Origin of the sequence: Corallococcus interemptor (assembly GCF_003668875.1) — a bacterium.
In the GTDB taxonomy this organism is placed as follows: Bacteria; Myxococcota; Myxococcia; order Myxococcales; family Myxococcaceae; genus Corallococcus; species Corallococcus interemptor.
Map to the genome: position 1 here is coordinate 1 of NZ_RAWM01000062.1, position 26,216 is coordinate 26,216.

General features: G+C 68.6%; 25 protein-coding genes. 18 read left to right on the plus strand and 7 right to left on the minus strand.

Annotated elements, in window-relative coordinates; all coding sequences use genetic code 11:
• The first annotated feature begins 10 nt into the window (after positions 1-10).
• The 6 genes from modA to D7X96_RS21785 all read left to right on the plus strand — a co-directional run bounded on the left by modA (position 11) and on the right by D7X96_RS21785 (position 4,733).
• Positions 11-790 carry a molybdate ABC transporter substrate-binding protein gene (modA, locus tag D7X96_RS21760; protein WP_121770633.1) on the plus strand — a complete coding sequence of 260 codons (780 nt, stop codon included), beginning with the start codon at positions 11-13 and terminating at the stop codon, positions 788-790.
• Positions 790-1,467, plus strand: coding sequence for a molybdate ABC transporter permease subunit (gene modB, locus D7X96_RS21765; protein WP_120549352.1), 678 nt, complete (start codon positions 790-792; stop codon positions 1,465-1,467). Before modA ends, modB begins: the two co-directional genes overlap by 1 nt.
• On the plus strand, positions 1,467-2,543 hold the full coding sequence (gene modC, locus D7X96_RS21770; protein ID WP_121770634.1) for a molybdenum ABC transporter ATP-binding protein: 1,077 nt from the start codon (positions 1,467-1,469) through the stop codon (positions 2,541-2,543). The genes modB and modC overlap by 1 nt, the downstream gene beginning before the upstream one ends.
• Positions 2,544-2,555: 12 nt before the next feature.
• Positions 2,556-3,083, plus strand: coding sequence for a hypothetical protein (locus tag D7X96_RS21775; protein WP_121722871.1), 528 nt, complete (start codon positions 2,556-2,558; stop codon positions 3,081-3,083).
• 71 nt (positions 3,084-3,154) lie between these two features.
• Positions 3,155-3,334 carry a transposase gene (locus tag D7X96_RS41775; protein ID WP_368666503.1) on the plus strand — a complete coding sequence of 60 codons (180 nt, stop codon included), beginning with the start codon at positions 3,155-3,157 and terminating at the stop codon, positions 3,332-3,334.
• Positions 3,335-3,851: 517 nt separating this feature from the next.
• Positions 3,852-4,733: a type IV toxin-antitoxin system AbiEi family antitoxin domain-containing protein gene (locus tag D7X96_RS21785; protein WP_121722873.1), complete on the plus strand. Its 882-nt coding sequence runs from the start codon at positions 3,852-3,854 to the stop codon at positions 4,731-4,733.
• Here D7X96_RS21785 and D7X96_RS21790 read toward each other — a convergent pair.
• The 4 genes from D7X96_RS21790 to D7X96_RS21805 form a co-directional block, all read right to left on the minus strand.
• Positions 4,710-5,645: a nucleotidyl transferase AbiEii/AbiGii toxin family protein gene (locus D7X96_RS21790; RefSeq protein ID WP_121770611.1), complete on the minus strand. Its 936-nt coding sequence runs from the start codon at positions 5,643-5,645 to the stop codon at positions 4,710-4,712. The genes D7X96_RS21785 and D7X96_RS21790 overlap by 24 nt on opposite strands.
• Before the next feature lie 278 nt (positions 5,646-5,923).
• Entirely contained in the window at positions 5,924-6,442 is a 519-nt protein-coding gene (locus tag D7X96_RS21795; protein WP_121770612.1) for a hypothetical protein, read from the minus strand.
• Positions 6,439-7,101, minus strand: a complete 663-nt coding sequence (locus tag D7X96_RS21800; RefSeq protein ID WP_121770613.1) for a pentapeptide repeat-containing protein — start codon at positions 7,099-7,101, stop codon at positions 6,439-6,441. The genes D7X96_RS21795 and D7X96_RS21800 overlap by 4 nt, the downstream gene beginning before the upstream one ends.
• A 65-nt stretch (positions 7,102-7,166) precedes the next feature.
• Positions 7,167-9,587, minus strand: coding sequence for an isoamylase (locus D7X96_RS21805; protein ID WP_120549356.1), 2,421 nt, complete (start codon positions 9,585-9,587; stop codon positions 7,167-7,169).
• A gap of 364 nt (positions 9,588-9,951) precedes the next feature.
• On the opposite strand from D7X96_RS21805, the gene D7X96_RS21810 reads away from it, so the two are divergent.
• Genes D7X96_RS21810 through D7X96_RS21820 form a run of 3 tightly spaced genes read left to right on the plus strand, consistent with a single transcriptional unit; the run spans position 9,952 to position 12,739 of the window.
• Positions 9,952-11,166, plus strand: coding sequence for a hypothetical protein (locus tag D7X96_RS21810; RefSeq protein ID WP_167510869.1), 1,215 nt, complete (start codon positions 9,952-9,954; stop codon positions 11,164-11,166).
• Positions 11,167-11,177: 11 nt separating this feature from the next.
• The gene (locus D7X96_RS21815; RefSeq protein WP_120549358.1) at positions 11,178-12,161 is read left to right on the plus strand and encodes a HEAT repeat domain-containing protein; all 984 of its coding nucleotides are present in this window, start codon (positions 11,178-11,180) and stop codon (positions 12,159-12,161) included.
• A gap of 50 nt (positions 12,162-12,211) precedes the next feature.
• Positions 12,212-12,739, plus strand: a complete 528-nt coding sequence (locus D7X96_RS21820; RefSeq protein ID WP_120549359.1) for a hypothetical protein — start codon at positions 12,212-12,214, stop codon at positions 12,737-12,739.
• A gap of 65 nt (positions 12,740-12,804) precedes the next feature.
• Here D7X96_RS21820 and D7X96_RS21825 read toward each other — a convergent pair whose 3' ends face one another.
• The 3 genes from D7X96_RS21825 to D7X96_RS21835 all read right to left on the minus strand — a co-directional run bounded on the left by D7X96_RS21825 (position 12,805) and on the right by D7X96_RS21835 (position 16,696).
• Positions 12,805-13,077, minus strand: a complete 273-nt coding sequence (locus D7X96_RS21825) for a hypothetical protein (protein ID WP_120549360.1) — start codon at positions 13,075-13,077, stop codon at positions 12,805-12,807.
• Between the two features lie 101 nt (positions 13,078-13,178).
• On the minus strand, positions 13,179-15,389 hold the full coding sequence (locus tag D7X96_RS21830; RefSeq protein ID WP_121770614.1) for a M9 family metallopeptidase: 2,211 nt from the start codon (positions 15,387-15,389) through the stop codon (positions 13,179-13,181).
• 86 nt (positions 15,390-15,475) lie between these two features.
• The gene (locus tag D7X96_RS21835; protein WP_233609749.1) at positions 15,476-16,696 is read right to left on the minus strand and encodes an FAD-dependent monooxygenase; all 1,221 of its coding nucleotides are present in this window, start codon (positions 16,694-16,696) and stop codon (positions 15,476-15,478) included.
• A gap of 215 nt (positions 16,697-16,911) precedes the next feature.
• Between D7X96_RS21835 and D7X96_RS21840 the strand changes: the two genes are divergently transcribed.
• The 9 genes from D7X96_RS21840 to D7X96_RS21880 all read left to right on the plus strand — a co-directional run bounded on the left by D7X96_RS21840 (position 16,912) and on the right by D7X96_RS21880 (position 26,205).
• The gene (locus tag D7X96_RS21840; protein ID WP_120549363.1) at positions 16,912-17,727 is read left to right on the plus strand and encodes a TadE/TadG family type IV pilus assembly protein; all 816 of its coding nucleotides are present in this window, start codon (positions 16,912-16,914) and stop codon (positions 17,725-17,727) included.
• Between the two features lie 10 nt (positions 17,728-17,737).
• A complete protein-coding gene (locus D7X96_RS21845) occupies positions 17,738-19,423 on the plus strand; it encodes a pilus assembly protein TadG-related protein (RefSeq protein ID WP_121770615.1) in 1,686 nt (561 codons plus the stop codon).
• 14 nt (positions 19,424-19,437) lie between these two features.
• Entirely contained in the window at positions 19,438-20,550 is a 1,113-nt protein-coding gene (locus tag D7X96_RS21850; RefSeq protein ID WP_121770616.1) for a pilus assembly protein, read from the plus strand.
• Between the two features lie 41 nt (positions 20,551-20,591).
• Complete coding sequence (locus tag D7X96_RS21855; protein WP_233609753.1) at positions 20,592-20,780, plus strand: hypothetical protein; 189 nt, start codon at positions 20,592-20,594, stop codon at positions 20,778-20,780.
• Between the two features lie 111 nt (positions 20,781-20,891).
• Complete coding sequence (locus D7X96_RS21860) at positions 20,892-22,382, plus strand: hypothetical protein (protein ID WP_121770617.1); 1,491 nt, start codon at positions 20,892-20,894, stop codon at positions 22,380-22,382.
• A gap of 146 nt (positions 22,383-22,528) precedes the next feature.
• Positions 22,529-23,614 (plus strand): type III polyketide synthase, encoded by a 1,086-nt coding sequence (locus D7X96_RS21865; protein WP_121770618.1) that lies wholly within the window; start codon positions 22,529-22,531, stop codon positions 23,612-23,614.
• Positions 23,608-24,183, plus strand: coding sequence for an isoprenylcysteine carboxyl methyltransferase family protein (locus tag D7X96_RS21870; protein ID WP_120549369.1), 576 nt, complete (start codon positions 23,608-23,610; stop codon positions 24,181-24,183). The genes D7X96_RS21865 and D7X96_RS21870 overlap by 7 nt, the downstream gene beginning before the upstream one ends.
• Complete coding sequence (locus D7X96_RS21875; RefSeq protein ID WP_121770619.1) at positions 24,176-24,451, plus strand: acyl carrier protein; 276 nt, start codon at positions 24,176-24,178, stop codon at positions 24,449-24,451. The genes D7X96_RS21870 and D7X96_RS21875 overlap by 8 nt, the downstream gene beginning before the upstream one ends.
• Before the next feature lie 44 nt (positions 24,452-24,495).
• Positions 24,496-26,205 (plus strand): fatty acyl-AMP ligase, encoded by a 1,710-nt coding sequence (locus tag D7X96_RS21880; RefSeq protein ID WP_244219681.1) that lies wholly within the window; start codon positions 24,496-24,498, stop codon positions 26,203-26,205.
• Positions 26,206-26,216 lie beyond the last annotated feature (11 nt).

Consider the following 26,216-nt stretch of genomic DNA (forward strand, 5'->3'; position numbering starts at 1 on the left):
GGAGCGGACGATGCGGCGTGCGGGGTGGGGCTTACTGCTGGTGTGGCTGTCGGTGTCCACGGCGCGTGCGGAAGAGGTGCTGGTGTTCGCGGCGGCGAGCACGACGGATGCGCTGGAGGCCCTGGCGCCCGCGTTCCAGCAGGCATCGGGGCACCGGGTCCGCTTCGCCTTCGGGGCGTCGAGCGACCTGGCCCGTCAGGTGGTGGCGGGGGCTCCGGCGGATGCGTTCCTCTCCGCCGACGCGGCGAAGATGGACACGGTCGACCGGGCGGGGCTCGTGCAGGCGGGCTCGCGGGTGGACCTGCTGTCGAACCGGCTGGTGGTGGTGGTGCCGGTGAAGTCGGCGCTGAAGGTCGCGGGGCCGGCGGACCTGAAGGGGCTCAAGCGGGTGGTGCTGGCGGAGCCGGCGGCGGTGCCCGCGGGTGTGTACGCGAAGGCCTGGCTGACGAAGGCGGGCGTGTGGGCGGACGTGGCGCCGCGCGTGGTGCCGGCGGTGGACGTGCGCGCCGCGCTGGCGGCGGTGGAGGCGGGGAGGGTGGACGCGGGCGTGGTGTACGCGACGGACGCGGCGCAATCGAAGAAGGCGCGGGTGGCGTTCACGGTGCCGGAGGGGGATGCGCCGCGCATCGTGTATCCGGCGGCGGCGCTGACGCAGGGCAAGGCGCGGGAGGGAGGGCTCGCGTTCGTGCGCTTCCTCCAGACGGAAGGAGCGCGGAAGGAGTTCCACCGGCTGGGCTTCCTGGACGCGAAGGCGGTGCCGGATGCAGGGAAGGGGACCCCCGCTCCGTGATGGATGAAGGGCTGACAGGGCTGGTGCTGTTCACGGTGGCGGTGGCGGCCCTGTCCACGGCGCTCATCCTGGTGCCGGGCGTGGCGGCGGCGTACGCGCTCGCGCGCTGGAAGGGACCGGGGCGCGGCGTGGTGGAGACGCTGCTGGCCCTGCCCCTGGTGCTGCCTCCGACAGCGGTGGGCCTGGTCCTGCTGGAGTTGCTGGCGCGCGACTCGGTGCTGGGACGGCTGCTGGACACGTTGGGCGTGGAGGTGGTGTTCACGCCGAAGGCCGTCGTGCTGGCCAGCGCGGTGATGGCGTTCCCGCTGCTGGTGCGCTCCGCGCGCGCGGGCTTTGAAGAAGTGGACCCCCGGCTGGTGGCCGTGGCGCGCACGCTGGGAGACACGCGCACGCGGGCGTTCTTCCGGGTGACGTTGCCGCTGGCGTGGCGCGGAGTGCTCACGGGCGCGCTGCTCGCGTTCTCACGGGCGCTGGGTGAGTTCGGCGCGACGGTGCTGGTGGCGGGCAACATCCCGGGAAGCACGCAGACGCTGTCCCTGGCCATCTTCCAGCGCACGCAGCTGGGGCAGGACGCGGAGGCGCTGAGGCTCGCGGGCGTCTCCGTCGTGCTCGCGTTCGGGGCCATGTACGTGACGGAAGTGGTGACGCGGCGGCGCGGGGCCCGGGGGCTCGCGTGATGGAGCTGGCACTCCGGCTGCCGCTGGCGCGCTTCACGCTGGAGGTCGAAGCGCGTTTCACCTCCGCTTCGATCGCCGTGCTGGGGCGTTCGGGCTCTGGGAAGACGTCACTGCTGGAGGTGCTCGCGGGCCTGCGGCGCGGCGCCACGGGACGCGTCGTCGTCGATGGCCGCGTGCTGCTCGACACGGGTGCTCGGGTCGATGTTCCGCCCGAAGCGCGTCGCATGGGTTACGTGCCGCAGGACGCGTTGCTCTTCCCTCACCTCACCGCCGGACAGAACATTCGCTTCGGTGTGCGCGCCGGGCGGCCGTCTCGCGTGGACGAAGCCGTGCACCTGTTGGAGCTGGAGCCGCTGTTGCACCGCTACCCGGTGACGCTGTCCGGAGGCGAGAAGCAGCGGGTGGCCCTGGCGCGGGCGCTCGCGACGGATCCCGCGTTGCTGCTGCTGGATGAACCCCTGGCCGCGCTGGACATCGCCTTGAAGGAGCGCGTGCTGCCGTACCTCCTGCGCGTGCGCGACGAAGCCCGCGTGCCCCTGCTCTACGTCACCCACCAACTCGGTGAAGCAAGGGCCCTGGCTCGCGAGGCCCTGGTGTTGGACGGAGGCACGGTGAAGGCCGTGGGGCCCGCGGACACGGTGCTGGGCACGGTGGCGCGCGGGCTGCTCACCGGTGAGCCCGAGGAGAACATCCTCGAAGGCACGCTGGAGCATCCTCCAGCCGGAGGCACACGGCTGCGTGTGACGGAGGCCCTGTCGCTCTGGGTGCCGGACGCACCGGAGCTGCCGCACGGCACCCGCGCCGCCTACGCCGTGCCCGCCGAGGACATCCTCCTGTCCACCGGTCCGCTGACCGGCGTCTCCGCGCGCAACGTGCTCGAAGGCACGGTGGCGAAGCTGGAGGAGGCGGGGGCAGGAGAGTGCGCGACCCATGTGGACGTGGCGGGCGTCCGCTGGGTGGTCCGCCTCACGCACGCCGCCGTGCGTGAGCTGTCCATCGCACCGGGCCAGCGCGTGTACCTCGCGGTGAAGTCCTCCGCCTGCCGCCGGCTGTTGTCTGGTTCTGCCGCGACCTGACGTCACACCGTCATGGAGCTGAACGCCTACACCTATGTCGGACCCGAGGAGATCCGCCGTGCCGTGATGGCGCATCCCGCCGGCGTCTCCATCCGCGCCCGCGAAGACCTGGACCGCTGGCTCCACGCTCACCCGGATGCCATGGAAGAGGGCGCGACCTGGGTCGTGGACCTCACCGGCTGTCTGCGATTGGCGCCACGCCGGTCGGAACACGTCGCGTGCGCGGGAGGCGAGGAGGTGCTGGCGGCGGGCGAGTTCCACTTCCAGCGAACCGCAACGGGGTGGGACATCGCGGGAGCCTCGAACCAATCCATGGGCTACTGCCCGGACACGGACTGCTGGGACGCACTGTCGCTCGCGCTGACCCGGGCCGGCATCCGAGGTCCCCCGGGCTTCACCCATGCCATCACCTTCCGGCGGTGCACCCGCTGCGGCGAGTTCAATCTGGTGAAGGAACAGTGGTTCGTCTGCGCGTTCTGCGACGCGGACCTGCCTGCGCTCTGGAACGTCGCCCCACGAAGACTCGTGCTCGTGGGCTAGAATGCATCTCATAACCGGTCACGGAAGGGGCGACAGCGAGCAGGGAGTGTGCTCGACCCTGTTGGATAGAGCTGACCGACGAGCAGTGGGAAGTCCTTCGTCCGCATGTGCCGGGGCCCGAGCGGCAGCGTACGAGCGCGAAGGGTGGAAGGCCCTGGCGCGATCCGCAGGATGTACTCAACGGCATTCTGTGGGTACTGCGCACCGGAGCGCCCTCGGCGGACCTGCCAGGGCGCTACCCGCCCTACTAAACGTGCCACCGGAGATTTCAGGCCTGGGTGAAGGCGGGGGGGCTGGACCGGATTCTGCGAGCGCTGGCGGAAGACTTGAGAAGTCGCGAAGCTCGATTTGACCGAGGCGCACATCGACGGCTCCCACGCAGGGGCAAAAAGGGGGCGCTTTGGTTAGTCGGACTCGGCGCGGCAAAGCGTCCTTCAGCTCGCCTGCGCCCTCATCCTGCTTCTTCGGTTGTGGGATGCGTTCTAGCGCCAGTGCGCGCGGCCGACGCGTAACCCGACCACTTTCCCGCTTCTTCGCTCGGCTAGCCATGGCCAAAGCTGCTTAGGTATATATACCTGCTATTTCCGGGTTATCTCAAGGCCGATCCCTGAAGGGGAACCTAGGTATATATACCTAGGTTCCGATGCGTATGCTCTCGTCCTATTCCCCTGATGGCACTAGGTATATATACCTAGTGCCATCACACGAATTAACCATGGAGTTCTTCTCCCTGCTAGGTATATATACCTAGCAGGGAGAAGAGAAAATATGCCCCGCCGCTCATGGGAGGTCACCTCCGGTCCCAAGCTCGCCGCATACGTCATGGCGCAGCCCTTCCGTGTCTTCAACGCGCCCCAGCTACGGGACTTCCTACGTCGCGCTCGTGAGGAGCTGCAGCTTCCGGAAACCGCTACACCGGCCCGTATGACCTCCCTGCTCCAGTCGGAAGGGAAGCTAAAGCAGATTGAGCTTGCAGCTGAACATGGATACCCGGGCGCGGTCCGGTACGTATGGGACGAGGTCGAGCCGTATAGCCTCGCGCTCTCTCTCAGGCCGGGTGCTTACCTCTCGCACTTTTCTGCCTTGGTGGTGCATGGCCTGACGAATCAGGTTCCAAAGGTCATCTACGTCAACAAGGAGCAGAGTCCCAAGCCGAAGCCGGCGGGCGGGTTGACGCAGGAGGGGCTCGACCGTGCCTTCAGCAACGCGCCGCGCACCTCCAAGTACGTCTTTCATCTGGACATCTACCAAGTCGTACTTCTCAACGGGAAGTCGACGGGCCGGTTGGGCGTAGTTTCCCGCCCAATCAACCGAGCCACGCAGGTCGATGTGACAGCAATAGAGCGCACGCTCATCGACATCACGGTCCGCCCCAACTACGCGGGCAGCGTGTTCGAGGTCGTGGAGGCCTTCCGCCGTGCGCGGGATGAAGTGGCGGTGCCGACGCTCGTCGCGATGCTCAAAAAGCTCGACTACGTGTACCCGTACCACCAAGCCATCGGCTTCTACATGGAGCGCGCTGGCTATAGACCGACTCAATTAGAGCGGCTGCGCACCATGGGCCTCAATTTCGACTTCTACCTCACGCACGGGATGAGGGACGCCGAGTACAGCAAGGAGTGGCGCTTATTCCACCCCCGCGGCCTGTAGTCGTGCGACTTCGTTCAACACGAAGTCGAAGTAGTGGTCAAAGAATTCCAGCTTCTCACCCGTCACAGTACTCACCACCTCGCCCCACGCATTGGCGTGAAACGACCGGTACTCGGGAATGTGGTTGAGGAGCGAAAGAGGAACCTCCTTTGCAGCGAACATCCCACGCACTGTCGCCAAGTGCTGCGTCAGGTCCACTTGGCCGGACTGCACGCAAGCGTGGATGTCGTAGAAGTCTCGAGGCCGAGGCGCTGGGTTCCGCCGCTGGCCGTGCGCGGCCATCTGTTGGCAGATGGCCCGCAGCTTCTCGGCCGCGATCATGGGCAGCGTGTAGACGTACACCGGGTAGCCGTCGACTTCGACCTCCTGCTTGCCTTCGGTGTACTCATACTTACTGATCTCGACTTCGACCTTCTTGCCGATGTTGCGTCGATACGTGAGGGCCTCGTCCGCCTCAGACGTCGGGTCGTGGCGGGCACCATCGCCGTGGGCGAGCGCTGCCCTCTGCCCCTTCATGAACCGTTGACTCCCTACTCCCTCCGCAGCGGCCCAGTCCTCGGCTGACATGTATTTGAACGTTGCGTTGTAGCCACCCCACCTGGGGTTCGTCTGGCCGACGATCGGGCGGCGCGCCGGCCGGGGCGTGAACTTGAAGTCGAGGACGCGGTAACCCTCGAGTTCGAAGTGCCGCTGAACAGCTCGCTCGAGCCTGGCTGCGAGCCAAGCCGAGTCCTCGACGTCGTCCTGCATGGAGAAGTCGTAGTCGATGGACGCGCGCGCGCCAATCTTGTGAATGAGCTGCAGTGCATTGCCGCCCTTGAGAACGAGCTTGTCGAAGAGTTCCTCGTCGCTCGCGATGGCCGAGACGACAAGTTCGCCGGTGCGGAGCAGGGACGCCTTATCCAAGGGCATAGTGCACTCCAGTCTGCGCGCCCAGAGTGTGCGACGCCACCTGCGCCGGCGCCCAGGCTTACGGTCGCCCGATGGCGGCCTTCATCTCGAGTCCACGGGACTCTACGAGGTTCGGAAGGCATCTAGCAGTCCGACAAGGCGGAGCCACAGGCATTTCGAGCCCCGCCTTATCAGCCACGCTAAACGGCCGCTCACGATTCTCGATCGGCAAGTGGCATCCAGGGCCGAAAACTCAGCCTCAGCGGCAGACCAGACGTCCAGGAATCGTGACCTTTGGTTTAGTCCCCGCGCGCTTTGGCTTCGAACCGCCGATGCGCGGCCTCCATCCGCTCCAGTGCGTCCCGCAGCTCGCGCTCGATGTCTTCGCGCTGGGACCGCATCAGGTCTTCCGGAAACCCCATGCGCTCCAGCAAGTTGAGCTGCATGAAGAACGTCTCGCACGGCCAGGGGCCGCCCGCGCGATCCAGGTACTGGCCCCCTTGAAAAAGGAACTCTCCCCAGGACAGCTCCCCGCGCCGGTGGCGGAGGAACAGGCACGCCAGATGGTCCGCGTCCTCCGCGCGACGCTCCTCGGGGGTGGCCGGGAGAGGAAGCATCGGGATGTCGTAGAGCAGCCCCTTGGCCGTGGCGACATCCGGCGCCGTGCACATCTCCAGCAACCACAGCGGTGGGTCATCCAGCTTCATCACCCAGGCATCCGCCCAGGCGATGATCTCCTTGAGCCCGACGAGCCCCATCTCCAGCATCGTGCGAATCCGCACGACGGCGACCGGGTCGAACGGGGTGCCCTCCCTCACCGCTTCGCCCCCGCCTTCTTCGCGCCGCCACGCCCAGCCGGCTTCGCGTGGTAGCCCTCCACGAGCATGCCCAGCTCATGGACCACGGACATCGCCGTGTCCTGCGGGATGCGCGTGTCCTTCAGCTTGTTGCGCGCGGGGTCGAGCACCAGGCCCGTGGCGCCAGAGAAGTCCGTCCGGGTCAGCACGCAGCCCCGGAAGTTGCTGCCGGTGAGGTCCGCGCCGGTGAAGTCCGCGTCCGTCAGGTCCATGTCGAAGAAGTTCGCCTCGCGCGCCACGCAGCGCACGAACGACGTCTGGCGCAGGCTCAGCCCCACGAACGAGCTGTAGGGCATGGCGCACTCCTCGAAGTTCACCTCCGGGTTCGCCGCCACGCCCGTCCAGTCGATGCCCATCAACTTCGAGCCCTCGAACCGCACGTCCCGGAGCCGGATGGCGTTGAAGTTCGCGCGCGTCAGGTTGCAGCCCTGGAACACGCACGCCTCCAGCAGCGCCTCCTTCCACCGGCCCTCCTGCAACTCACAGTTGAGGAAGGTGCACCGGTAGAACTCCTTGTCTCCCAGGTCGACGCCCTGGAGGTCCAGTCCCTCGAACGTCTCCTTCTCGAAGGAGTCCTCCTGCTGGAGCCGCTTCACCACCGCGCTGTCGTCCCGGACCATGCCGGCCTTATACCGGCCCGCGAAGGACCCGGCGACAGCGCACCGGGTCCTCCACGGACTTCACGCTACCTGGCCACCAGCACCAGCACGCCACGGCCGCACAGGTCGTAGCCCGCGGTGATCTGGTCCGAGCTGCCCGGGTTGAGCAGCACCTGGTTCGCGCCCCGGCTCTCAATCCAGGAGCACGTGTCCGTCACCCGGTACCAGCTCTTGCCGGCGCCGGGCGAGGGCGGCAGGAAGTTCACGGTGCCGGACCAGCCGTTGTACGCGACGTAGATGGCGTTCACCGTCTCACCGGAGAACTCCGACGCGTCGATGCGGTAGGCCAGCGCGTGGTTGCCCGCGTTGTTGAAGTAGGCCGCGTCCGGCGTGGAGCCGTCCGGCTTGAACCAGGCGTGCTGCGGCAGCCCGTTCCCGTTGCCGTCCGTCGTCGCGTAGAACGCCGCCGGGCGCAGCGCGGGGTGCGCCTTGCGGAACGCGATGAGGTTCTGGGTGAACAGGCGGAAGTTGGACTGGTCCGGGCTCCACGCGTAGTCCAGCCAGTTCTTGTTCGAGTCCAGGTTGTACACGTTGTTGTTGCAGTACTGCGTGCGCAGGAACTCGTCGCCGCCCGTGATCATGGGCACGCCCGCGCTCAGCATCAGGAACGCCAGGCCGTTGCGCGCCGCCTGCCGCTGGGCCGTTGCGCTGCCGCCCTGGTCCCAGCTGTGATTGCTGTCCTCGCCGCCGTCGGACGGGCCGTAGGGCCACGGCTGGCTGTTGTTCTTGCTGGTGCACGAGTACAGGTCCTTCAGGGTGAAGCCGTCGTGGGCCACCATGAAGTTCACGGACGCGGCCGGCTTGCGGCCGTCATCCTGGTACAGGTCCGACGAGCCCGCGAAGCGCGTGGCCAACTGCCCCGGCGTCACGTTCTCCACGCCCATCTGGTTCTGGTCCTTGCGGAACGTGTCGCGGAACGCGCCGTTCCACTCGCGCCACTTCGCCGGGAAGTTGCCCACCTGGTAGGAATTGCCACCAATGGCCCACGGCTCCGCGACGAAGTCCGTGCCCGCGCCGCCTCCTTCCGGCCGGGGGTCCAGCTGCGTGGTGATTTGATTGAGCGCCGTGTTCGCGTTGTCGCGGCTGTACTCGTAGCCGCTGTGCGTGTCCGTCTCGTGCTCGTAGATGTTGCCCAGCACCGACGCCAGGTCGAACCGGAAGCCGTCCACGCCCAGCGTGTCCTTCCAGTACGACAGCGAATGGAGGATGACGTTGCGGGCCGTGGGATTGAACGTGTTGAAGTTGCCGCCCACGCCCGTGTTGTCCCAGTTGAACTTCATGTCCTTCGTCAGGCTGTAGTACGTGGGGTTGTCCAGGCCCCGGTACGACATGACGTTGAACGTGTTCGGGTCACCGCTGGTCCACGCGCCGCCCTCGCCGGTGTGGTTGTAGACCACGTCCACCATCACCTTGATGCCGGCGTCGTGGAACGCCTTGACCATGGTCTTGAACTCACGCGTGGGCCCGCCCGGCGTCTGGTCGCACGCGTAGCGGCGGTCCGGCGCGAAGTAGCTGAGGTTCATGTAACCCCAGTAGTTGTCGCCCGCGGTGCTGGCCACCGCGTCGTTGCGGCCGTTGTCCGTCTCGTGCAGCGGCAGGAACTCCACCGCCGTCACGCCCAGCGCCGCCAGCTGCGCGGCCTTCTGGCCCGCCGTCTTGTAGGTGCCCAGACAGGCGGCATCCAACCCGGAGCCGGTGTCCTGCTTCGTCAGGCCGCGCAGGTGCACCTCATAGACGATGTCGTCCTTGAAGGCGCGCGTGGGCTTGGTGCCGGTGGGCGTGGAGTCCGGCGCCAGCACGATGCCCTTGGGCGCGAACGGGCCGCTGTCCTTGTAGCGGTGCGACGGGCCGGACGCGAACACCGTGGCGTCCGCGTTGGTCATGTTCACCGGGTCGTGCGACAGCTCCAGCGCGTACGGGTCCCACAGGAGCTTGTTCGGGTTGAAGCGGTTGCCCGAGGCGTCCACGTCCGACAGGAAGCCCACCGTGTTGTTCGTCTTGCTCCAGGCGGAGCTGTACGGCCAGTTGGGACCCCACGCGCGGTAGCCGTAATAGACGGTGCCGGTGACGCCGTAGGTGTTCTTCAGCGTGGAGACGGAGACGGTCTTCGACCAGACGTTGGTCGTCGCGTTCTTCGTCATCACGTAGCTGACGACCTCCTGCGCGCCCTGGGCCGTCTTGTAGATCCACAGCTCGATGCGCTCGGCGCGCGACGAGTACACGTTGAAGTTGATGTTGGCCTGCGTGGCGTCGTACTTCGCGCCCAGCGTCCAGGTGAGCAGCTCCTGCTCGCGCTGCGCGGTGTCCTCCACGGCGGGCGCGGGGGCCTCCTCAGGCGCTTCGGACGCGGCGCAGGAGACCAGCGCCGAGGCGAAACCCGCGGCGACGAGGGGATGCCACCGCGCAAGCCAGGGGCTCCGGCGGTGACGACGGGGAGGGGTCATCATGGATGTGGCTCCAGACGCGGCAATCAGGGTTTGCGACCGCTGCAACGCCACCGGACCCGCGACTGCCCGGGGGCATCCGGTTCACCACCCCCATGACCGTGAAGTCAACCGCACGGCCCCCCATCCCAGCGCCCGGGCCCGCTCTCGTACGACGCACGACATGGCCCGGCGCGTCATGCTCACCCGGGGCCCGAGCGCGGCCCGCGCCCTGCCGTCTGTCATTCCATAACGCGCGGACGGTTCTGGTGACGCATGCCGTCGGAAACGGCTGCCCCCAGAGGAGGAACGAGACATATCCAGTAAAAATCCAATCAATCTGTTTTACTTGATTGAAACATGGAATCCATGATTGCTTTGGATTCCCATGGACTCATCCAATCCGACCCAGACGCCCGGCTCCGGTCCTTCGCGAGGGCGGGGTGTGCCCTGGGGCCTGGCGGGCGCGGGGCTCGTGGCCGTCCTGACGGCGGTGGGGCTGGTGTGGCGTGGCGGTGATGACGCACAGGCCCCTTCGGCGACGGCGGCCCCCGTCAAGGCCTCACGGTCCCAGGGCTCGCACGCGGGCGGCGGGGGCACGGGCGCGGCGCCTGCCGGCGTGGAGGAGGCAGAGGCCGCGGAGCGCCGCTTCTCCGACCAGACGTGCTTCCCGGAGCTGGGGCGCTTCAACGACGGCGTGACGCTGGAGACGTTCCGGGAGCAGGCCGCGCCGCTGCTCGCGTCGAAGGACGCGCTGGTCCGCGACTACCTCAAGGCGAAGCTCGCGGAGCTGATTGGCGACGACGCGGGGAAGGCGGGGCAGGTGGTGGACTGGGCCCGGGACGCGCAGGGCGCGGAGTTCCAGGTGCTGCTGTCGGGCCTGCGGGCCTCGGACGCGGTGCAGAAGCCCCAGGTCGCGGCGCGGCTGCTGGAGGCGGGGATGGACGCGAAGCTGTCCATCGAGCGGCGCGCGGGCATGCTGTCCGCGCTGGACACGCAGAAGCACCTGCCGCCGGCCGCGATGGACCGGATGGCGGACTTCGCGCGCGACCCGGCCTCCACCGAGGCGGGCTGGGCCGCCACGCGCACGCTGGGCCGCGTGATGGCGCGCGAGTCGGAGAACCATGGCGACGCGTCGCCGTATCTCGACCGGCTCATCACCATCGCCACGGACGCGCCGGACGAGCAGATCCGCCACCTGGCGCAGACGGCGCCCCTGCACAACTCGCCCGTGCTGGACGCGAAGGCCACGGAGCGCTTCACGCGCATCCTGCAGAGCGAGGGCAACGAGGACGGCCGCGACGCGGCGGCGCAGGTGCTGGCCATGTCCTCCGACAAGGAGCAGGTGCTCAAGCTGTTCACGGACTCCTTCCAGCGCGAGCAGTCCGTGTGCGTGCGCTGGGCGCTCTTCCGCTTCTCCGCGCGCGTCGCGGGCCGCGAGGCCCTGCCCGTGATGGCGAACATGGCGACGGTGGATCCGCGCTTCCAGCCGCTCTACCGCGTCTTCGAAACGCTCTACGCCCAGGGCAATGTCGACTTCATCCGCGTCTGGAACGAGCTGCCGGACCAGAACCCCTTCGGCTGCATGGACCGCCACCAGTAGGAGCCCTTCGCATGCCCCGCTTCCTCCAAGGTCTTCGCGCGTTCGGCGGTCTGACGCTGCTGCTCGCGTCCCAGCCCGCGTGGTCCACGTCCCCCGCCGCGCTGCCGGCATTGAGGGCAGAGAGCTGTTCCGTGCGGGGGCTGATGGATCAGCTCCGCGAGGGACTTCGCTCCAACTCCAAGGCCTACCGCGACTACCTCAACGCCGTGCTGCGCGAGGCCGCCGTGTCGCTGCCCTCCGGGGAGCTGCACGCGGCGTTCGACCGGGAGACGGACCCGGCGATGGTGGAGCAACTGGCCGCGGCGCTGGTGGCGCGCAGCGAGCGCGAGGCGGAGAAGGACGCCATCCAAGCGGTGGCCCGCCGCGCGCTGGAGGACCGAGACCCGTCCGTCCGCGCCGCCACCGTGCGCGCCATGCGCCGCACGGGCGCGCTGGAGAAGACGGGGGACATGTACGAACGGCTCATGCGGGACGGCTCGCCGGAGGTCCGCATGGAGGCCGCCCAGAACCTCATCGAGGACAACCAGTACGTCTATTCCGCGCACCACGGCCCGGCCACGGACCTGGCGGTGAACGCGGCGACGGCGTCCACGGACCCGAAGGTGACGGCGCGGATATTGGAGTCCCTGGACACGCGCAAGATGGGGCCTGAGGCGGGGCAGAAGCTGCTCGGGATGCTGGGCCATGAGAGCGCGGACGTGCGGCGCTCGGCGGCGCTCGCGCTGGGCAGCGTGCCGGCGGCGCAGATGGGGCCCGCGCGCGAGGCGCTGGTGGGCATGTACCGGGGAGAGCGGGACGCGGGCGTGCGCAAGGCGCTGGTGCAGGGCATCGCGGAGCTGGGCTTCGCGGACGCCGTGCCGGAGTTGCGCAAGCTGCGGAGCGTGGATCCGGCGATGGCGCCGGAGATCGACGCGTGGATCCGCGCACTGGAATCAGGTGTTCAGGAGTGGGGCCTGCTCCTGAGAGAGAAGCAGCGGCTGCAACAGGTCCGTTGAGCGGCACCCCTCATGGGGCCGGACCCGCCGGCCCGAAAGGAACACCCCCGATGCGTCACATGAAGAAGAAGGCCCTCGCGGTCATCCTGGCCCTCGCGGTTCCCTCGGTCGCGGCCGCGTACTCGTACACGGTGAAGTCTCCCTTCCCGGGCACGGTGACGGCGACGACGTACTACTCCAGCGGCACGTTCCACGGCGCGCTGGATATCTCCAGCGGCCGCTGCAACTACTGGGGCGTGGAGACGGGCGTGATGGCGTCCCTGTCCTGGAACGTGACCATCCGCACCTCGGGCGTCTATTGCAACGGCACGGGCAGCGGCACGCAGAACGAGGCGAAGCACGCCTTCTCCAACGGCAGGACGTTCCGCCTGTGGCACTTCATCAAGACGTCGGACTCGTATGACCGCACGTGCAACCGCTGCCAGGTGGGCAACGAGGGCGGTACGGGCAACGCCACGGGGCCCCACGTCCACGTGCAGTATGACCAGTCCGGCAGCAACCTGACCGGCTGGTACTCCGGCTACACCACCAAGGGCGAGGCCGTGGACCGCTCGGAGACCATCGGCGTCATCAATTAGCGTCGGCGGTGACCGCCGGAGGCGGAGCGTCGTGGGGCGCTCCGCCGCCGGTGGGGTTTGGGCCATCAGTAGCAGAAGCTGTTGCAGTACGGCGCGCCGTTGGGCTGGGTGCAGCAGATGCCGCTGGAACACCGGCCGTTGACGCAGGCGGGGCGGCAGAGCCCCTCACCACCAGCGCCGTTGTAGGCACAGACCGTGGTGCCGGGGCAGGCGCCGGTGCCGGCCTCGCACGCGAGCCCCTGCTCCTGGGAGACCAGGTCCCCGTCCACGTCGGCGCTACCGCCGCAAGCCGTGAGACCGAAAACACAAACCGCCGCGACCATCAGGGAACGCCACATGGATGCCTCCAGGAGTCAGGTGGGACGCCTGGAGGATATAGGCACGGAGGCGGTGATGCAGAACCGGGCGGCCCAACTACGAAGGCCGCAACCCTTTGCATCTAGTTCCTGTCGAAGTGGGCCTCCAGCCTCACGTCCGAGTAGGGCGTGCGCGCCACGAGCATGAGGTAGTAGTACCCACCGGTGGCGGGAGCGGGGATTTCCACGGTCTCGTCATTGCCTGGCAGGTAGGGCCGGAAGTCATACACGGTCTGCGTGGGCCAGGTGCCGGAGCGGACATACAGGTCCGCGTTGCCCGTGCCTCCGCTTGCCACGAAGCGCAGGTCGTGCGCGCCGGGAGGCACGTAGAGATAGAAGTAGAGCGGCGTGCCCGTGGAGGCCAGCGGGCCCCGGTAGCAATCGCTCTCAAGCTGCTGGGGGTTGGACGCCGTACACGCGGGCGTCGGCCCGGGGTCGGAGCCGGGGGACACGCAGACACCCGGGTCCGTGGCCCTCGCGACGCAGTCGATCCACCCGTGGAACTCCGTGTCATTCGCCGTGCCCAGCGCGTCCAGGGACTGGCGGTAGAGGGTGTAGTTGCCCGCGCGGAACTGTTCGAGGAAGGCGCCCACCTGGTCCGCGTGCCGCTCGAACATGAACCGCGTGGCCAGATAGCCCCATGCGTACACGCGGTCGGTGCTGCTGCTGTAGCTGTTGCGCAGGACTTCGCTGAGCTTGAAGGCCTTGCCCTTCCCCTGCGTCACCGCGCTCGCGTTGTCGCTCTTCTTGGAGATGTACTCGGCCAGGCCTTCGATCCACCAGACGGTGGGCTGGCTGATGCTCGTGTTGAAGTCGCCCTTCATGTTGAAGCGGCCATCCAGGTAGTGCACGTACTCGTGGCGCAGGTTCCAGATTTCGAAGGCGGGCCGCAGCCACTCCGCCTCGTAGGAGATGAAGCGGGCCTGATTGCCGGAGGCGGAAGGGTCCCCTTCCAGGTACATGCCGCCGTTGTTGGTGCTGATGCCAAACAGCACGCCCGCGTAGTTCTGATAGTCGATGCTGCTGTCGAAGATGATCATCTCCAGGGACGTGTTGTTGTCCCCGGCCACGGGCACGCGGTTCGTCTTCAGCGTGTCGTGGAAGTACGCCTCCTGCGTGGCGAGCTGGTCGCAGGTCTGCGTGAGCTGTGCCGCCGTCAGGTCCTGCGCGCGCACGCGCAGGGTGGCGCCACAGGTGTGGGTGATGCCGAGCACCGCCTGCTCCACCGTCCGGCGGAAGTCGCAGGTGCCGTAGTACGCGCAATGGGCCTTGTCGTAGAAGTCGACCATCTCCGCCGTGCCCACCCAGAGGCCCGCCGAGGGACCGGTCATCGAGTGGTTGAGCAGGACCGCCTTCACCTTGGGACGCGTCAGCGTCTGCAGCGCTCCGGTGTGCTTGAGGAAGCGCGCCATCTCGCGCGCCGCGTTGAGGGTGAGGTACTGGCTGGAGGTGCCCAGCAGGTGTTCTGTGCGAGGGATGAAGGACTCGAGCGAGTCGATGATGGACGGGTCCGCCTGCACGGCCGCGACGAACTCCGGGTTGAACTGGCCCCGGTAGAGGCCGGAGTAGACGCTGTTGGTGGCGCTGCTCATGGAATAGGAGGCCTCGGCGGCGGCATTGAAGCGGTCCAGCAGGCCGCGCAGTGTGCCCAGGTGCCGGGGCGTCTCCCCCGCGCTGTCGATGAGGATGACGAACTCCCGCAGCACCGCGCCGTGCGCGTCGTTGACGTCATTGAAGTGGGGGTTGGCGACGAACGCCGCGAGCGCCGGTCGGATGGCGTCGCGCAGTGGGGCGCCGTAGCTGCCCACCGTGCCTGACTGGTAGAACTGCACGTAGTAGCCCGCGCGCAGGAACAGGATGAGCTGGAGGGTCTGCGCGGAGTTGTCGCCCACGTACTGCTGAGCGCTCACGGTGAGAGCGTTGGCGATGGTGGCCATCTTGCTCTCGCTGAAGATCTGCCCGGACTGGGGGGCCGTCACGGAGAACAGCGAGTTGAGGCAGGCCTCCGTGGCGCCCTTCACCCGCGAGACAAGCTCGGCGCCACTGGCGGACGCGAAGGCCGCCGGCTCACAAGCCACCAGGGCCCGGGGCGGGGTGACCGGAGCGTGCTTCTGTCGCACGGGCTCGGGGGCGAGCTCCGGCTCGCGCTCGTCGGGCTGGATGCGTTGCCGGGGATGTTCCAGCCCGTGGACCGCCTGGGAAGACCCGGCGGGTGGGGGCGCCCCGGCGCGAGCGAGCGCGCTCGTCGCGCAGAGCATGAGCCCGACAGCGAAGACGATGACGGAACCGCGCATGGACGCATGCTCCTGGTGGGAGGGACTGTGACCTGACTGGCAATGAATTAGCAGTCAGGTCTGACAGTCCTGCGCGCCGCGGATTCCTAACCTGGAGGCGGGGCGTTCAAAGCCAGCGTGGCGCGGCCCCGGCGTTGCTCGCGCACCCAGGCCTTGGAGGCGTGGAGCTTCCGCAGCGCGCCCCGCAGCGAGGGCTGCTGGCTGGCCATGAGCAGCAGGTAGCTCCACACGGAGCTGCCCCGGCGGTTCAGCAGCGCGTAGGCGAACTGCGTCGCGTCCTGGCTCACATAGCTGGGGACGTTCTCGAACCACTGGGAGCTGCTGCGCGCCGCCAGCTGGATGGCGAGCAGGGCCGCCCTGCGCTCCTCGTCATACGCCTCCAGCGCGGCGGGCAGGTCGTCCGGATGGGCCCGCAGCTGCCGCGCCAGCCCGATGGCGTCCTGCATGGCCAGCTTCGTTCCGGAGCCGATGGAGAAGTGCGTGGTGTGCGCGGCGTCCCCCATGAGCACGATGTTGTCGTGGTACCAGCGCTCGTTGGTGATGCGCTTGAAGTTGAGCCAGGGCGCCCGGCCCATGCCCTTCAGCTGGTTGAACAGCGCCCGGCCTCGCAGCTGGTGGTGGAAGATGCCCTCCAGCTTCCGGAGCGTCTCGTCCGGACCCAGCGTGTCGAAGCCCAGCGCCTTCCAGGTCTCCTCCTGGCACTCCACGATGCAGGTGCTCGTCTCGTCGTTGAAGCGGTAGCCGTGGAACCAGAGCCAGCCGGCGGGCGTCTCCTCGAACGCGAAGGTGAAGGCGTCGAAGACCTTGTTGGTGCCCAGCCAGATGTACTTGTTGCGCCCCTCCTCCACGTGCGTCTGGAAGTGGTGGACGTGACGCTGGCGCAGCCGGCTGTTGACGCCGTCACAGGCGACGATGAGGTCCGCGTCCTCGAACGCGGAGACGTCCGTGACGTCCTGCTCGAAGCGCACGTCCACGCCCAGGCCCCTCGCCCGCCGGATGAGGATGTCCAGGAGCCGGTCGCGCCCCAGCGCGAACCCGTAGCCTCCAATGTGCGTCGCGTTCTGGCCCCGCAGGTGCACCTCCTGCGTGTCCCAGCGCGCCGCGGACTCCGCGATGCGCCGCGCGCTCAGCGGGTCGTTCCGGTAGAGGTCATCCAGCAGGTCATCCCAGAACACGACGCCCCAGCCGTACGTCACGCCCGAGGGGTTGCGCTCGACGACGGTGACCTCGTGCTTCGGGTTGGACAGCTTGGCCAGAATCGAGAAGTAGAGCCCGGCCGGGCCTCCGCCAACACAGACCATCTTCATCACATCCCCCCAGCTCGAGAACGGCCCGGATGCTACCGGCATGCGCCAGGGACCGGGCTCGGCCGGAAGCGCTGTCTGCCTGGTGGGTTTTGGAAGGAATGGTCAGACGAGTTTCCGCCAGCTGACAAATGCTTGCATGGGAGGGGGCCTTTTGGCAGGCATTGCTGGCAAGGACTGGTCAATTCCTCCCGGCCTGTGTGAGGCTGGGAATCCAAATGCAAACGGAAACGTCGGGCCGCCAGGGGGAGTCGGGCCAGGCCGCCGTGGAGTCCGCGCTGGTGGTGCCCTTGATGGTGTTCCTCATCCTGGGCACCCTCCAGCTGACCACCCTGCACCACGCAAGGCTGATGACCGAGTACGCCGCCTACCGCGCGGTCCGGACCGGCATCGTCAATCATGGCAACTGCCCGACCATGGAGCGCGCCGCGTACATGGCGCTCGTGCCGACGCTGGGGCCACCCAGGACCGGGGGGCGAGGGCGGGCGGACACGCTCGTCAATGCCATGGATGTCCATGACGCCTATACGCTCTGGCACCCGGACGTGAACCAGTACTTTCCCGGCTCGCCCCTGAAGCGGGTGCTCGTGGAGGTCCTGAACCCGGAGCCCGGCAAGCTCAATGGACTCTTTTCCACCTATGGCTCGCACCTGGGGGGAAAGGAGATCGACTTCGATGACTACCGCGACGCCACCGTCATCGAGGCCAACCTGCTGTCGGTGCGCGTGACGTACTTCTATGAGCTGCGCATCCCGTTCGCGAACTGGCAATTGCACAGCTTCTACATGGGGCGCGAAGTGCTGGGGCAGTTGAAGGGCGTCGGCTTCCTCACCCAGAAGGCTCCTGGCGGCGGGTCGGCCTCTCAGTACCTGGAACAGGACGGGGCCAGCCGTGGGAATGCCTATTTCAAGGAGTTGGCCAGACTCGCCGGGGCGCAGACGTATGCGATTCCCATCGTGGCCACCTCCACCATGCGCATGCAGTCCAACCTCATCCAGGGCGCCTGGGGCCCCGGCGCCTGCCCGGCGGGCTAGGGAGCACGCAATGTTTGGCATGGTCAGGCGGCTGCGCCGGGACGAGCGGGGACAGGCCCTGGTGCTGGGGGCCGTGTGCATGCTGGTGGTGGCCGTGGCGGTGATGTCGTCCGTCAGCATCGGGCACGGTGTGTATGAGAAGATGAAGCTCCAGGACGCGGCGGACGCGCAGGCCTACTCCCTCGCGGTGAAGGAGGCCCGCGCGTACAACTTCCTGGCCTACACCAACCGCGCGATGGTCGTTCACTACAGCGCCATGCTCACGGTGATGTCCTACGTGAGCCACGCGGTGTACCTGGACCGGACCATTGGCGCCGCGGCGAAGTACTTGAAAGTCCTTCCAGGCATCGGACCGGTGTTCGCCGCCATCTCCGCGATGATCAAGGCGTGGGTGAAGACGGTGGAGGAGCTTGTCCCGACACTGGTGCGGGTCCTCACGGAGTTGAACGTCTCCCTCTGGATCAGCCAGGAGGCCATGCTGTCCGCCACGCTGTATGACCTCTACAGCGACGCGGCTCGCGACAAGAGCATCCACCTGACGGACCCACGGGCGGAGGTGGAGCCCTCCATGGACGACAATGATCCCTTCCGGGACGTGCCCCTGCCCGCGCTGTACTCGGACCCCGGGACCCTCAATCACTCCAACGGCAAGAACTTCCTCCACGTGCTGGACGACGGCCCCCGCAGCTCCAGCCCCTGGATGGGGGCGGACCCCACGGGCATGGCGACGCGCGGGCGGCTGCTCAATCGCAACCAGAACCGGCTGTCGGACGCGGACATGGCCAAGTACCGCCTGCTCATGGGCAGCATGGCCAACGCGGTGAGAAGGAACTGGACCGCCCAGGGCGAGGGCCCGGTGCTCATCGGGCGCAGGTGGAACCTGCGCCTGTGCCTCATCGTGGGGGAGCTGCGCGTGGAGAAGACCGCCGACAGCCAGATCAAGAGCTTCGCCGAGCAATTCGAAGGCAACCGCAATGATCAGCTCTTCGCGTCGGACGACATCAAGATGGAGGTGCGCCCCGGCTGCGGGCTGGGCTTCCTGGACTGGTCCACCGTCTTCGAGCTGCGCTTCCGGGTCGCGGCGGACGCACGCAACGGCTTCCATCAGGAGTATGGCAACCAGAAGGTGTCCGCCCACCATCCATGGAAGGGCATCACGCCGTTCGTCACCTCCGACACCAGCTTCTTCAATCCCTGGAAGAACCACTTCGGCTACCCCTGCAACATGGTGGTGCTGAGCAAGGACATGGGGGCGATGCGTGGAAATGGCGGGGACGAGAGCGGCAAGGAGGTCTTCCAATTGGAGAACCTCAGCCGGAACTCCTTCATGCGCACGCGGGGATCCGGGAAGTACAACAGCGACCTCGCGCAGAACGGGCCCTACGGGCCGCGCACGACCAACATGCAGGAGGGCATCCAGGAGTCCCTGCTGGACATGACGTGGCGGTACGTCGGCGGCAAGCAGGACACCTTCGCCGAAGAGTTTCGCGCGAGGACGGGCGGGATGATGGCCATGTCGGTGGGGCGCGCCATCTACCACCGGCCGGGGCAATGGCAGGAGGAGCCCAACTTCTTCAACCCCCTCTGGACCGCCCGCCTCGCGCCCATCCAGACGCACTGGGATGAGCAGCACCTGCGATTCCTGATTCCCACCTACCGGGACGCGAACTGGCTGTTCAACGGCCTGACGTACTGAGGAGGGGCACCGCGATGGCGAAGCGTTCCGTCACCTGGAGCCGGCGCGGCTCCTCCACGGTGGAGCTGGCGCTGCTGGCGCCCCTCTTCGTGGCGCTCCTGCTGTGGGTGAACTACTTCTGGGAGGTCCAGCGCGCGCGCCTCAAGTCCGTGGAGCTGGCGCGCTTCATCGCCTTCGAGCGCGTCGCGCGTTCGGACCTGTCAGGCATCACGAGCGACGCGCTGAAGCGCTACCGGGACCTGGATGGCGCCACGAAGGACGGCGAGCTGGGCAGCGCCTCCCGCAACGAGGTGACCCTCACGGCGTCACTGGCGGACGCGGACGCGCCCTTGAAGCGCGTGGGCCTGGCGGACGTCGCGGGGGCGGCGGGTGCATCCGGGTCGGTGGGGGCGACGCTCGCGGCCCTGGGCAGCACGCCGGAGCAGATGGCCCGGCGGATGGGGTTGGACACCCGCGTCGGCGCGGCCCAGGTGGACGTGCAGGTCCGCCTGGTGAACCACATCATCCCCAAGGCCATTGGCCTCTACACCACGGGCTTCGACGACTCGCGGTTGGACCTGGTCTTCCGTGAGCAGTTCTACGTCTACCACGACACCTGGAGGGCCTGGCGCCCCGGGGACGCGCCGTCCCAGACCTACCCGCGCGTGGAGCAGCTGACGCGAGACCGCGTCCAGCCCATCGTCTACGCCGGCGCCGCGGATTCGGGCATGGTCAACGCCATCAGCAACGCGTTGCAGGTCCTGCGGCTCGACTCGCCCTTCGACGCGAACTACATCCGCGACTCCATCCGGCTGCGGCATGTCGAGGCGTACGGCGTGCCCACCGTCACCGCCACCCGGATGATGCCGGGGGAGCTATTGGAGGCGGCGTACTGGCTGGATGACACGAACTGGTGTCTCGGTTCCTGCGAGCCCCGGGCCGTCCAGGCGAAGCGCGGCTTCGACCAGGCCAACAATTATGGCGACAACTTCCCCATGCGCGCCTACCGCTGCCGGGGGCCGTACTTCCAGGGCGCGAAGACGTCCGGCATGCCCGAGGCCATGTACGTGAAGAACGGGGACACCGGTTACTTCAACACGGGGTCGGATGCCTGCACTGGCTTCCAGAGCCCGGATGACGACACGTGAGCGCAAGGGCGCGCTCGGGAGGTTCCACGATGGATGGCTGGATGCACAGGAGCTACCGCTGGTTGCGCAGGCCGCGCTCTCGCGGGCAGGCCGCGGCGGAGTTCACCCTGTTGCTGATGGTGCTGCTGTTCGGAACGCTGGCCATCACCACGTTCGCGCCGGACATGTTCGCGGCGATGACCATCTACGTCCGGGGCTACTACTGCGTGCTGGGCTATCCGTTCGGCTGAGCGCTGGACCGCGGGCGACCAGGAATCCATTCCGTGACCGTATGAAGGGATGGTGGGTCCCTGACAGGGGCAGGGCGCGGGCCGGCGTCCGGAATCCCCCTGGAGAAGAACATGCCGCGTCGCCATGCGTTCCTGCTGTTCGCCCTGAGCGCGGTGCTCGCGCTGGGCACCGGCTGTCCCGACAAGAACCCACCGCCCGCGGGGGACGCGGGCGTGGAGGTGCCTGACGCGGGCACCGACGCCAGCGTGGAGCTCCCGGACGCCAGCGTGCCGGACGCCAGCGTGCCGGACGCCAGCGTGCCGGACGCCAGCGTCGCCTGTGCGCCGCCCGAGAACCCAGGAGCCCCCTGGAACAGCCGCTGTGATTCTCCGCCAGCGGCCGACCTGTGCGCCTCGCTGGTGCTGCCGGAAGCAGGCCCGGTGCCCTCCGCCGAGAACTGGTGTCAGGAGTCGGCCCAGAGGCTGTGCGCGGCCGGAGTGGACGCCGGCACGGTGGAGGCCTCGGCCGAGGCCGGGTGTGTCGAGCGGGAGCGGCTGAACTGCGAGGGCCGCTTCCCGCGGGTGTACCGGAACGCGGGGTTCCTCACCTACTGGCCCCAGGCCGCGTCCGCGTGCCTCACGGGGGGACTGAATCCCTCCTCCACGGTGTGCGGCTGCGCGTTCGTGCGCTCCTCCGTGGGCGGGGCCTGTGGCAGGGATGTGGACTGCCGCGCGGGCTACTGCCTCAAGGATTCAAGCGACGCGGGCGTCTGCGTCGCGTGTCCGGAGAAGCGCCCCGTGGGCATGGCCTGCGGCGAGCCGGGGGCCGCGCCGTGTGACGGCCACGGCTACTGCTCGCAGGGGTGCTGCGTGCCGCGACCCAACCCGGGAGAGGCGTGCAGGATTGGCCTCATCGAGCCCAAGCCCTGTGACACGGCGACGTCGTCCCATTGCGATACGGCCATCGAGGACATGTCGGGCAAGGGCACCTGCAGGGCGTACCGGACCCTGGGGCAGGTGTGTGGGCAGGTCCCCACCTACCCCTGCTCCTCCCTGCCCCCCGGTGCCTGCAACTATGGGGCGTGTGAGTCCGGCCTGACGTGCACGTCCATCAGCCCCGACGCCTCCGTACCCCAGCAGTGCGAACCCGACGGTGTGCGCTGCGACGCCAACCTCAAGGGCTGCGGCCCCGGACAGATCTGCACCAGCCCCAGGGGCCTGTGCATCGAGCCCGCCTCGCTCGTCGAAGGGGAGGCCTGCGGTGGCCCCGGCCAGTGCGCGGAGGGCCTGCTGTGCGACAAGCCGGACGCGGGCAGCGGCACCTCCGGGGTGTGCATCACCGCGAGCCCGGGCGAGTGCCGCTACGACGTGGAGTGCCCCTGGGCCCAGCGTTGCACGGACGGGCACTGCACCGAGGGCAAGGCTCTGGGAGAGGCCTGTGACGCGCCCCTGGCCTGCGCGAAGTACCTCATCTGCGCGCGCGGAGAGAACGGGGGCACCTGCGCCCGGGAGCCGCGCCTGGGAGAGCGCTGCGTCTTCCCCTCGGCTGACGGGGGCTTCCCCCAGTGGAACTCCCCCTGCATCGAGGGGCGCTGCGACAGCACGACGGGGCTCTGCCAGTAGCCCCGCGCGGGGCGTCGCGTGTGCAACAGTGTGCGCCGCCCCTGGGGTTCAGGGGCGGGCAGGTCCGGCGATAGACCATCGCATCCGGCCCTGCGGGGGATTAAGCCTGGGGACCCGGCTCCCCGGGTGGGACCCTCCAGGACTTCATGCCCAGCTCGAATCGTCACGACCCCGCGCCATCCCCTTCGTTGAGCGCGGTGGGACGCGCGCTTCCTCCGCACTACGCCAGCCAGGAGCAGCTCATCGCGGCGCTGCGCGACCTGTGGGCGACGAAGCACTTCAACCTGGAGCGGCTGGAGGACCTGCACCGCAACGTGCAGGTGGGCGGCCGGCACCTGGCGCTGCCGCTGGAGGAGTATCCGTCGCTCGCGACGTTCCAGCAGCGCAACGACGCGTGGATCCGCGTGGCCACGCAGCTGTCGGAACAGGTGGCGCGCGAGGCGCTGTCGCGCGCGGGGCTCACGCCGAAGGACGTGGACCACGTCTTCTTCGTCACCGTGACGGGCATCGCCACGCCCAGCGTGGACGCGCGCCTGGTCAACCGGATGGGCTTTCGTGAGGACGTGAAGCGCACGCCCATCTTCGGCCTGGGCTGCGTGGCGGGCGCGGCGGGGCTCGCGCGCGCGTCGGACTACCTGCGCGCGTTCCCCAAGCAGACGGCGCTGCTCATCGCCACGGAGCTGTGCTCGCTCACGCTCCAGCGCGAGGACCTGTCCATCCCCAACATCATCGCCTCCGGCCTCTTCGGAGACGGCGCGGCGTGCGTGGTGCTGCGGGGCGCGGAAGCAGGAGGAACCGGCCCGCGCGTGGTGGGCTCGCGGTCGGTGTTCTATCCGGACACCGAGCGGGTGATGGGCTGGGACGTGGTGGACACGGGCTTCAAGGTCGTGCTGTCCGCGAAGGTGCCGCAGCTGGTGAAGGAGCACATCCGCGGCAACGTGGACGGCTTCCTCGCGGAGCATGGCCTCACGCGCAAGGACGTGAAGCACTGGGTGGCGCACACCGGCGGCCCCAAGGTGCTGGAGGGCTTCGAGTCCGCGCTGGAATTGGAAGCAGGCGCGCTGGAGCGCTCGTGGAGGTCGCTCAAGCAGGTGGGCAACCTGTCCAGCGCGTCGGTGCTCTTCGTGCTGGGCGAGACGCTGGAGGAGGCGGACGTGAAGCCCGGCGACTGGGGTGTGGTGATGGCCATGGGTCCGGGCTTCTGCGCGGAGATGGTGCTGGTGCGATGGTGACCGGCACCCAGGCGTTGTTCGCGGGCTTCATGGGGCTGCTCGTCGCGGAGCGGCTGCTGGAGCTGGTGCTCTCCAAGCGCAACGCGGAGCGGGCCTTCGCGCGCGGCGGCGTGGAGACAGGGCAGGGGCACTACCGGTTCATGGTGGTGTTCCACACGCTGTTCCTGGTCGCGTGCGTCGCGGAGGTGTTCGGCCTGCAGCGGCCCTTCTGGGGCGCGTGGAGCTGGGCGGCGCTCGCGGGCGCGGGGGTGGCGCAGGGCCTGCGGTACTGGGCCATCGGGACGCTGGGGGACCGGTGGAACTCGCGCATCATCGTGGTGCCGGGGCTGGCGCCGGTGACGGGCGGGCCGTACCGGTTCCTGCGGCATCCGAACTACGTGGCGGTGGTGCTGGAGCTGTTGTGCGTGCCGCTCATCCACGGGGCGTGGGTGACGGCGGTCGTGTTCACGGTGGGCAACGCGGCGCTCCTCTACGTGCGCATCCGCGCGGAGGAGGCGGCGCTCGGGGCGATGTACTCCGAGGCCTTCGCCCACCGTCCCCGCTTCATTCCGGAGGTTCGCCGTGGCTGACATCGTGACGGAGGCGCTGGCGGAGATCCGCCGCATCGCCCTGGAGGAGCTGGAGGTCGAGGGCACGGTGGAGCCCGCGCACGACCTCCTGCGCGACCTGCACCTGGACAGCCTGGGGCTGACGGTGCTGGCGGTGGGGCTGGAGAACCGCTTCCAGGTGATGTTGTCGGAGGAGGACGCGCAGGGCGTGCGCACGGTGGAGGACCTGGCGCGGCTGGTGGCGGCGCGGGTCCAGGCCACGAAGCCGGACGTGGAGGCGCACCCGTGAAGGGGCCGGCCCTGCCCGCGCTGAAGCACGCCACGGTGAACGCGATGCTGAAGGCGACGTCGCACACGTCGCTGGGGCTGGTGTTCGTGGACGCCGCGGAGCACGAGACGTCCCTGCCGTGGGCGCAGGTGTACCGGCGTGCGAGGCGCGCGGCGGGAGGCCTGGCGCGGCTGGGCGTGCGTCCGGGGGACCGGGTGGCGCTGCTCCTGCCCACGTCGCCCGCGTTCATGGATGCGTTCTTTGGCGTGCTCCTGGCGGGCGCGGTGCCGGTGCCGCTGTATCCGCCGGTGCGGCTGGGACGGCTGGACGAGTACCACCGCTCCACGGCGCGCATGCTCCAGCTGACGGGCGCGGTGGCGGTGCTGACGGACACGCGCGTGCGGCTCCTGCTGGGGCCGAGCATGGAGCAGGCGCGGCCGAGGCTGGGCTGTCACACGGTGGACGCGGTGATGCACGGCGATGAGGACCTGGAGGTGGAGGTGGGGCCCGACGCGCTGGGGCTCATCCAGTTCTCCTCGGGTTCCACGGTGGAGCCGAAGCCGGTGGCGCTGACGCACGGGGCGCTGGTGGCGCAGGTGGCGGCGCTGGAGGCGGCGATGCCGGTGGCTCCGGGCGTGACGCCGGTGGGCGTGAGCTGGCTGCCGCTGTACCACGACATGGGGCTCATCGGCTGTGTCATCTCGGCGCTGTACTACCCGGGCAGCCTGGTGCTGATTCCGCCGGAAACGTTCCTGGTGAAGCCGGCGCTGTGGCTGCGAGCGCTGTCGCGGCACCGGGGCTTCGTGTCTCCCGCGCCGAACTTCGCCTATGGGTTGTGCTTGAAGCGGGTGAAGGACGCGGACCTGCAGGGCGTGGACCTGTCCGGGTGGCTGCACGCGCTCAACGGCGCGGAGCCGGTGTCCGCGGACACGCTGCGCCGCTTCGCGGAGCGGTTCGAGAAGTGGGGCTTCTCCGCTCGGGCGCTGCGGCCGGTGTATGGCCTGTCGGAGGCGTCGCTGGCGGTGACGTTCCCGCCCGAGGGCCGGGGGCCGCGCGAGCTGGGCGTGGATCCGGACGTGCTGGCGCGCGAGAACCAGGCGCGTGAGGGGAGGCGGACGCTGGTGAGCGTGGGCGCGCCGGTGGCGGGCTTCGAAGTCCAGGTGCGCGGCGAGGACGGCGCGGAGTTGCCGGAGCGCCGGGTGGGGCGCGTGTTCGCGAAGGGGCCGTCGTTGATGCGCGGCTACTTCGAGGACGCGGAAGGAACGGCGCGGGCGCTGGTGGGGGAGGGCTGGCTGGACACGGGAGACCTGGGCTTCAGCGCGGACGGGGAGCTGTACCTGACGGGCCGCGCGAAGGACCTGGTCATCATCCGGGGCGCGAACCACGCGCCGCAGGCCTTCGAGGATCCGCTGCTCAAGGTGGACGGCGTGCGCACGGGCTGCGCGGTGGCGCTGGGCTTCACGCCCGAGGGCAGCGAGGACGAAGCGCTGCTCATCCTGGCCGAGCGCGCGGAGCGGGGCGCGGACGTGGCATCGGTGGAGGCGGACATCCGCGCGGCGGTGGTGGACGCGACGGGCGTGCAGCCGCACACGGTGAAGCTGCTGGAGCCGGGCACGCTGCCGCGCACGTCCAGCGGCAAGCTGCGAAGGAGCGAGGCGCTGCGGCGCTACCTCTCCGGAGAGCTGACGGCGCCGAAGAAGGTGGGGGCGGTGGGGCTCGCGGTGGAGATGGCCAAGAGCGCGCTGGCGATGGTGCGCGCGGAGCACGACTCGTGACGTGGCAGGAC

Excerpts from the sequence above, each read along its gene's own strand:
- D7X96_RS21880 (WP_244219681.1), top strand. The coding sequence starts at position 24,496 with ATGCTGAAGGCGACGTCGCACACGTCGCTGGGGCTGGTGTTCGTGGAC.
- D7X96_RS21810 (WP_167510869.1), top strand. The coding sequence starts at position 9,952 with ATGGACTCATCCAATCCGACCCAGACGCCCGGCTCCGGTCCTTCGCGA.
- D7X96_RS21805 (WP_120549356.1), bottom strand. The coding sequence starts at position 9,587 with ATGATGACCCCTCCCCGTCGTCACCGCCGGAGCCCCTGGCTTGCGCGG.
- D7X96_RS21865 (WP_121770618.1), top strand. The coding sequence starts at position 22,529 with ATGCCCAGCTCGAATCGTCACGACCCCGCGCCATCCCCTTCGTTGAGC.
- D7X96_RS21850 (WP_121770616.1), top strand. The coding sequence starts at position 19,438 with ATGGCGAAGCGTTCCGTCACCTGGAGCCGGCGCGGCTCCTCCACGGTG.
- D7X96_RS21870 (WP_120549369.1), top strand. The coding sequence starts at position 23,608 with ATGGTGACCGGCACCCAGGCGTTGTTCGCGGGCTTCATGGGGCTGCTC.
- D7X96_RS21855 (WP_233609753.1), top strand. The coding sequence starts at position 20,592 with ATGCACAGGAGCTACCGCTGGTTGCGCAGGCCGCGCTCTCGCGGGCAG.
- modC (WP_121770634.1), top strand. The coding sequence starts at position 1,467 with ATGGAGCTGGCACTCCGGCTGCCGCTGGCGCGCTTCACGCTGGAGGTC.
- D7X96_RS21830 (WP_121770614.1), bottom strand. The coding sequence starts at position 15,389 with ATGCGCGGTTCCGTCATCGTCTTCGCTGTCGGGCTCATGCTCTGCGCG.
- D7X96_RS21835 (WP_233609749.1), bottom strand. The coding sequence starts at position 16,696 with ATGAAGATGGTCTGTGTTGGCGGAGGCCCGGCCGGGCTCTACTTCTCG.
- D7X96_RS21775 (WP_121722871.1), top strand. The coding sequence starts at position 2,556 with ATGGAGCTGAACGCCTACACCTATGTCGGACCCGAGGAGATCCGCCGT.
- modB (WP_120549352.1), top strand. The coding sequence starts at position 790 with ATGGATGAAGGGCTGACAGGGCTGGTGCTGTTCACGGTGGCGGTGGCG.
- D7X96_RS21785 (WP_121722873.1), top strand. The coding sequence starts at position 3,852 with ATGCCCCGCCGCTCATGGGAGGTCACCTCCGGTCCCAAGCTCGCCGCA.
- D7X96_RS21825 (WP_120549360.1), bottom strand. The coding sequence starts at position 13,077 with ATGTGGCGTTCCCTGATGGTCGCGGCGGTTTGTGTTTTCGGTCTCACG.
- D7X96_RS21815 (WP_120549358.1), top strand. The coding sequence starts at position 11,178 with ATGCCCCGCTTCCTCCAAGGTCTTCGCGCGTTCGGCGGTCTGACGCTG.
- modA (WP_121770633.1), top strand. The coding sequence starts at position 11 with ATGCGGCGTGCGGGGTGGGGCTTACTGCTGGTGTGGCTGTCGGTGTCC.
- D7X96_RS21790 (WP_121770611.1), bottom strand. The coding sequence starts at position 5,645 with ATGCCCTTGGATAAGGCGTCCCTGCTCCGCACCGGCGAACTTGTCGTC.
- D7X96_RS21800 (WP_121770613.1), bottom strand. The coding sequence starts at position 7,101 with ATGGTCCGGGACGACAGCGCGGTGGTGAAGCGGCTCCAGCAGGAGGAC.
- D7X96_RS21845 (WP_121770615.1), top strand. The coding sequence starts at position 17,738 with ATGTTTGGCATGGTCAGGCGGCTGCGCCGGGACGAGCGGGGACAGGCC.
- D7X96_RS21820 (WP_120549359.1), top strand. The coding sequence starts at position 12,212 with ATGCGTCACATGAAGAAGAAGGCCCTCGCGGTCATCCTGGCCCTCGCG.
- D7X96_RS21840 (WP_120549363.1), top strand. The coding sequence starts at position 16,912 with ATGCAAACGGAAACGTCGGGCCGCCAGGGGGAGTCGGGCCAGGCCGCC.
- D7X96_RS21860 (WP_121770617.1), top strand. The coding sequence starts at position 20,892 with ATGCCGCGTCGCCATGCGTTCCTGCTGTTCGCCCTGAGCGCGGTGCTC.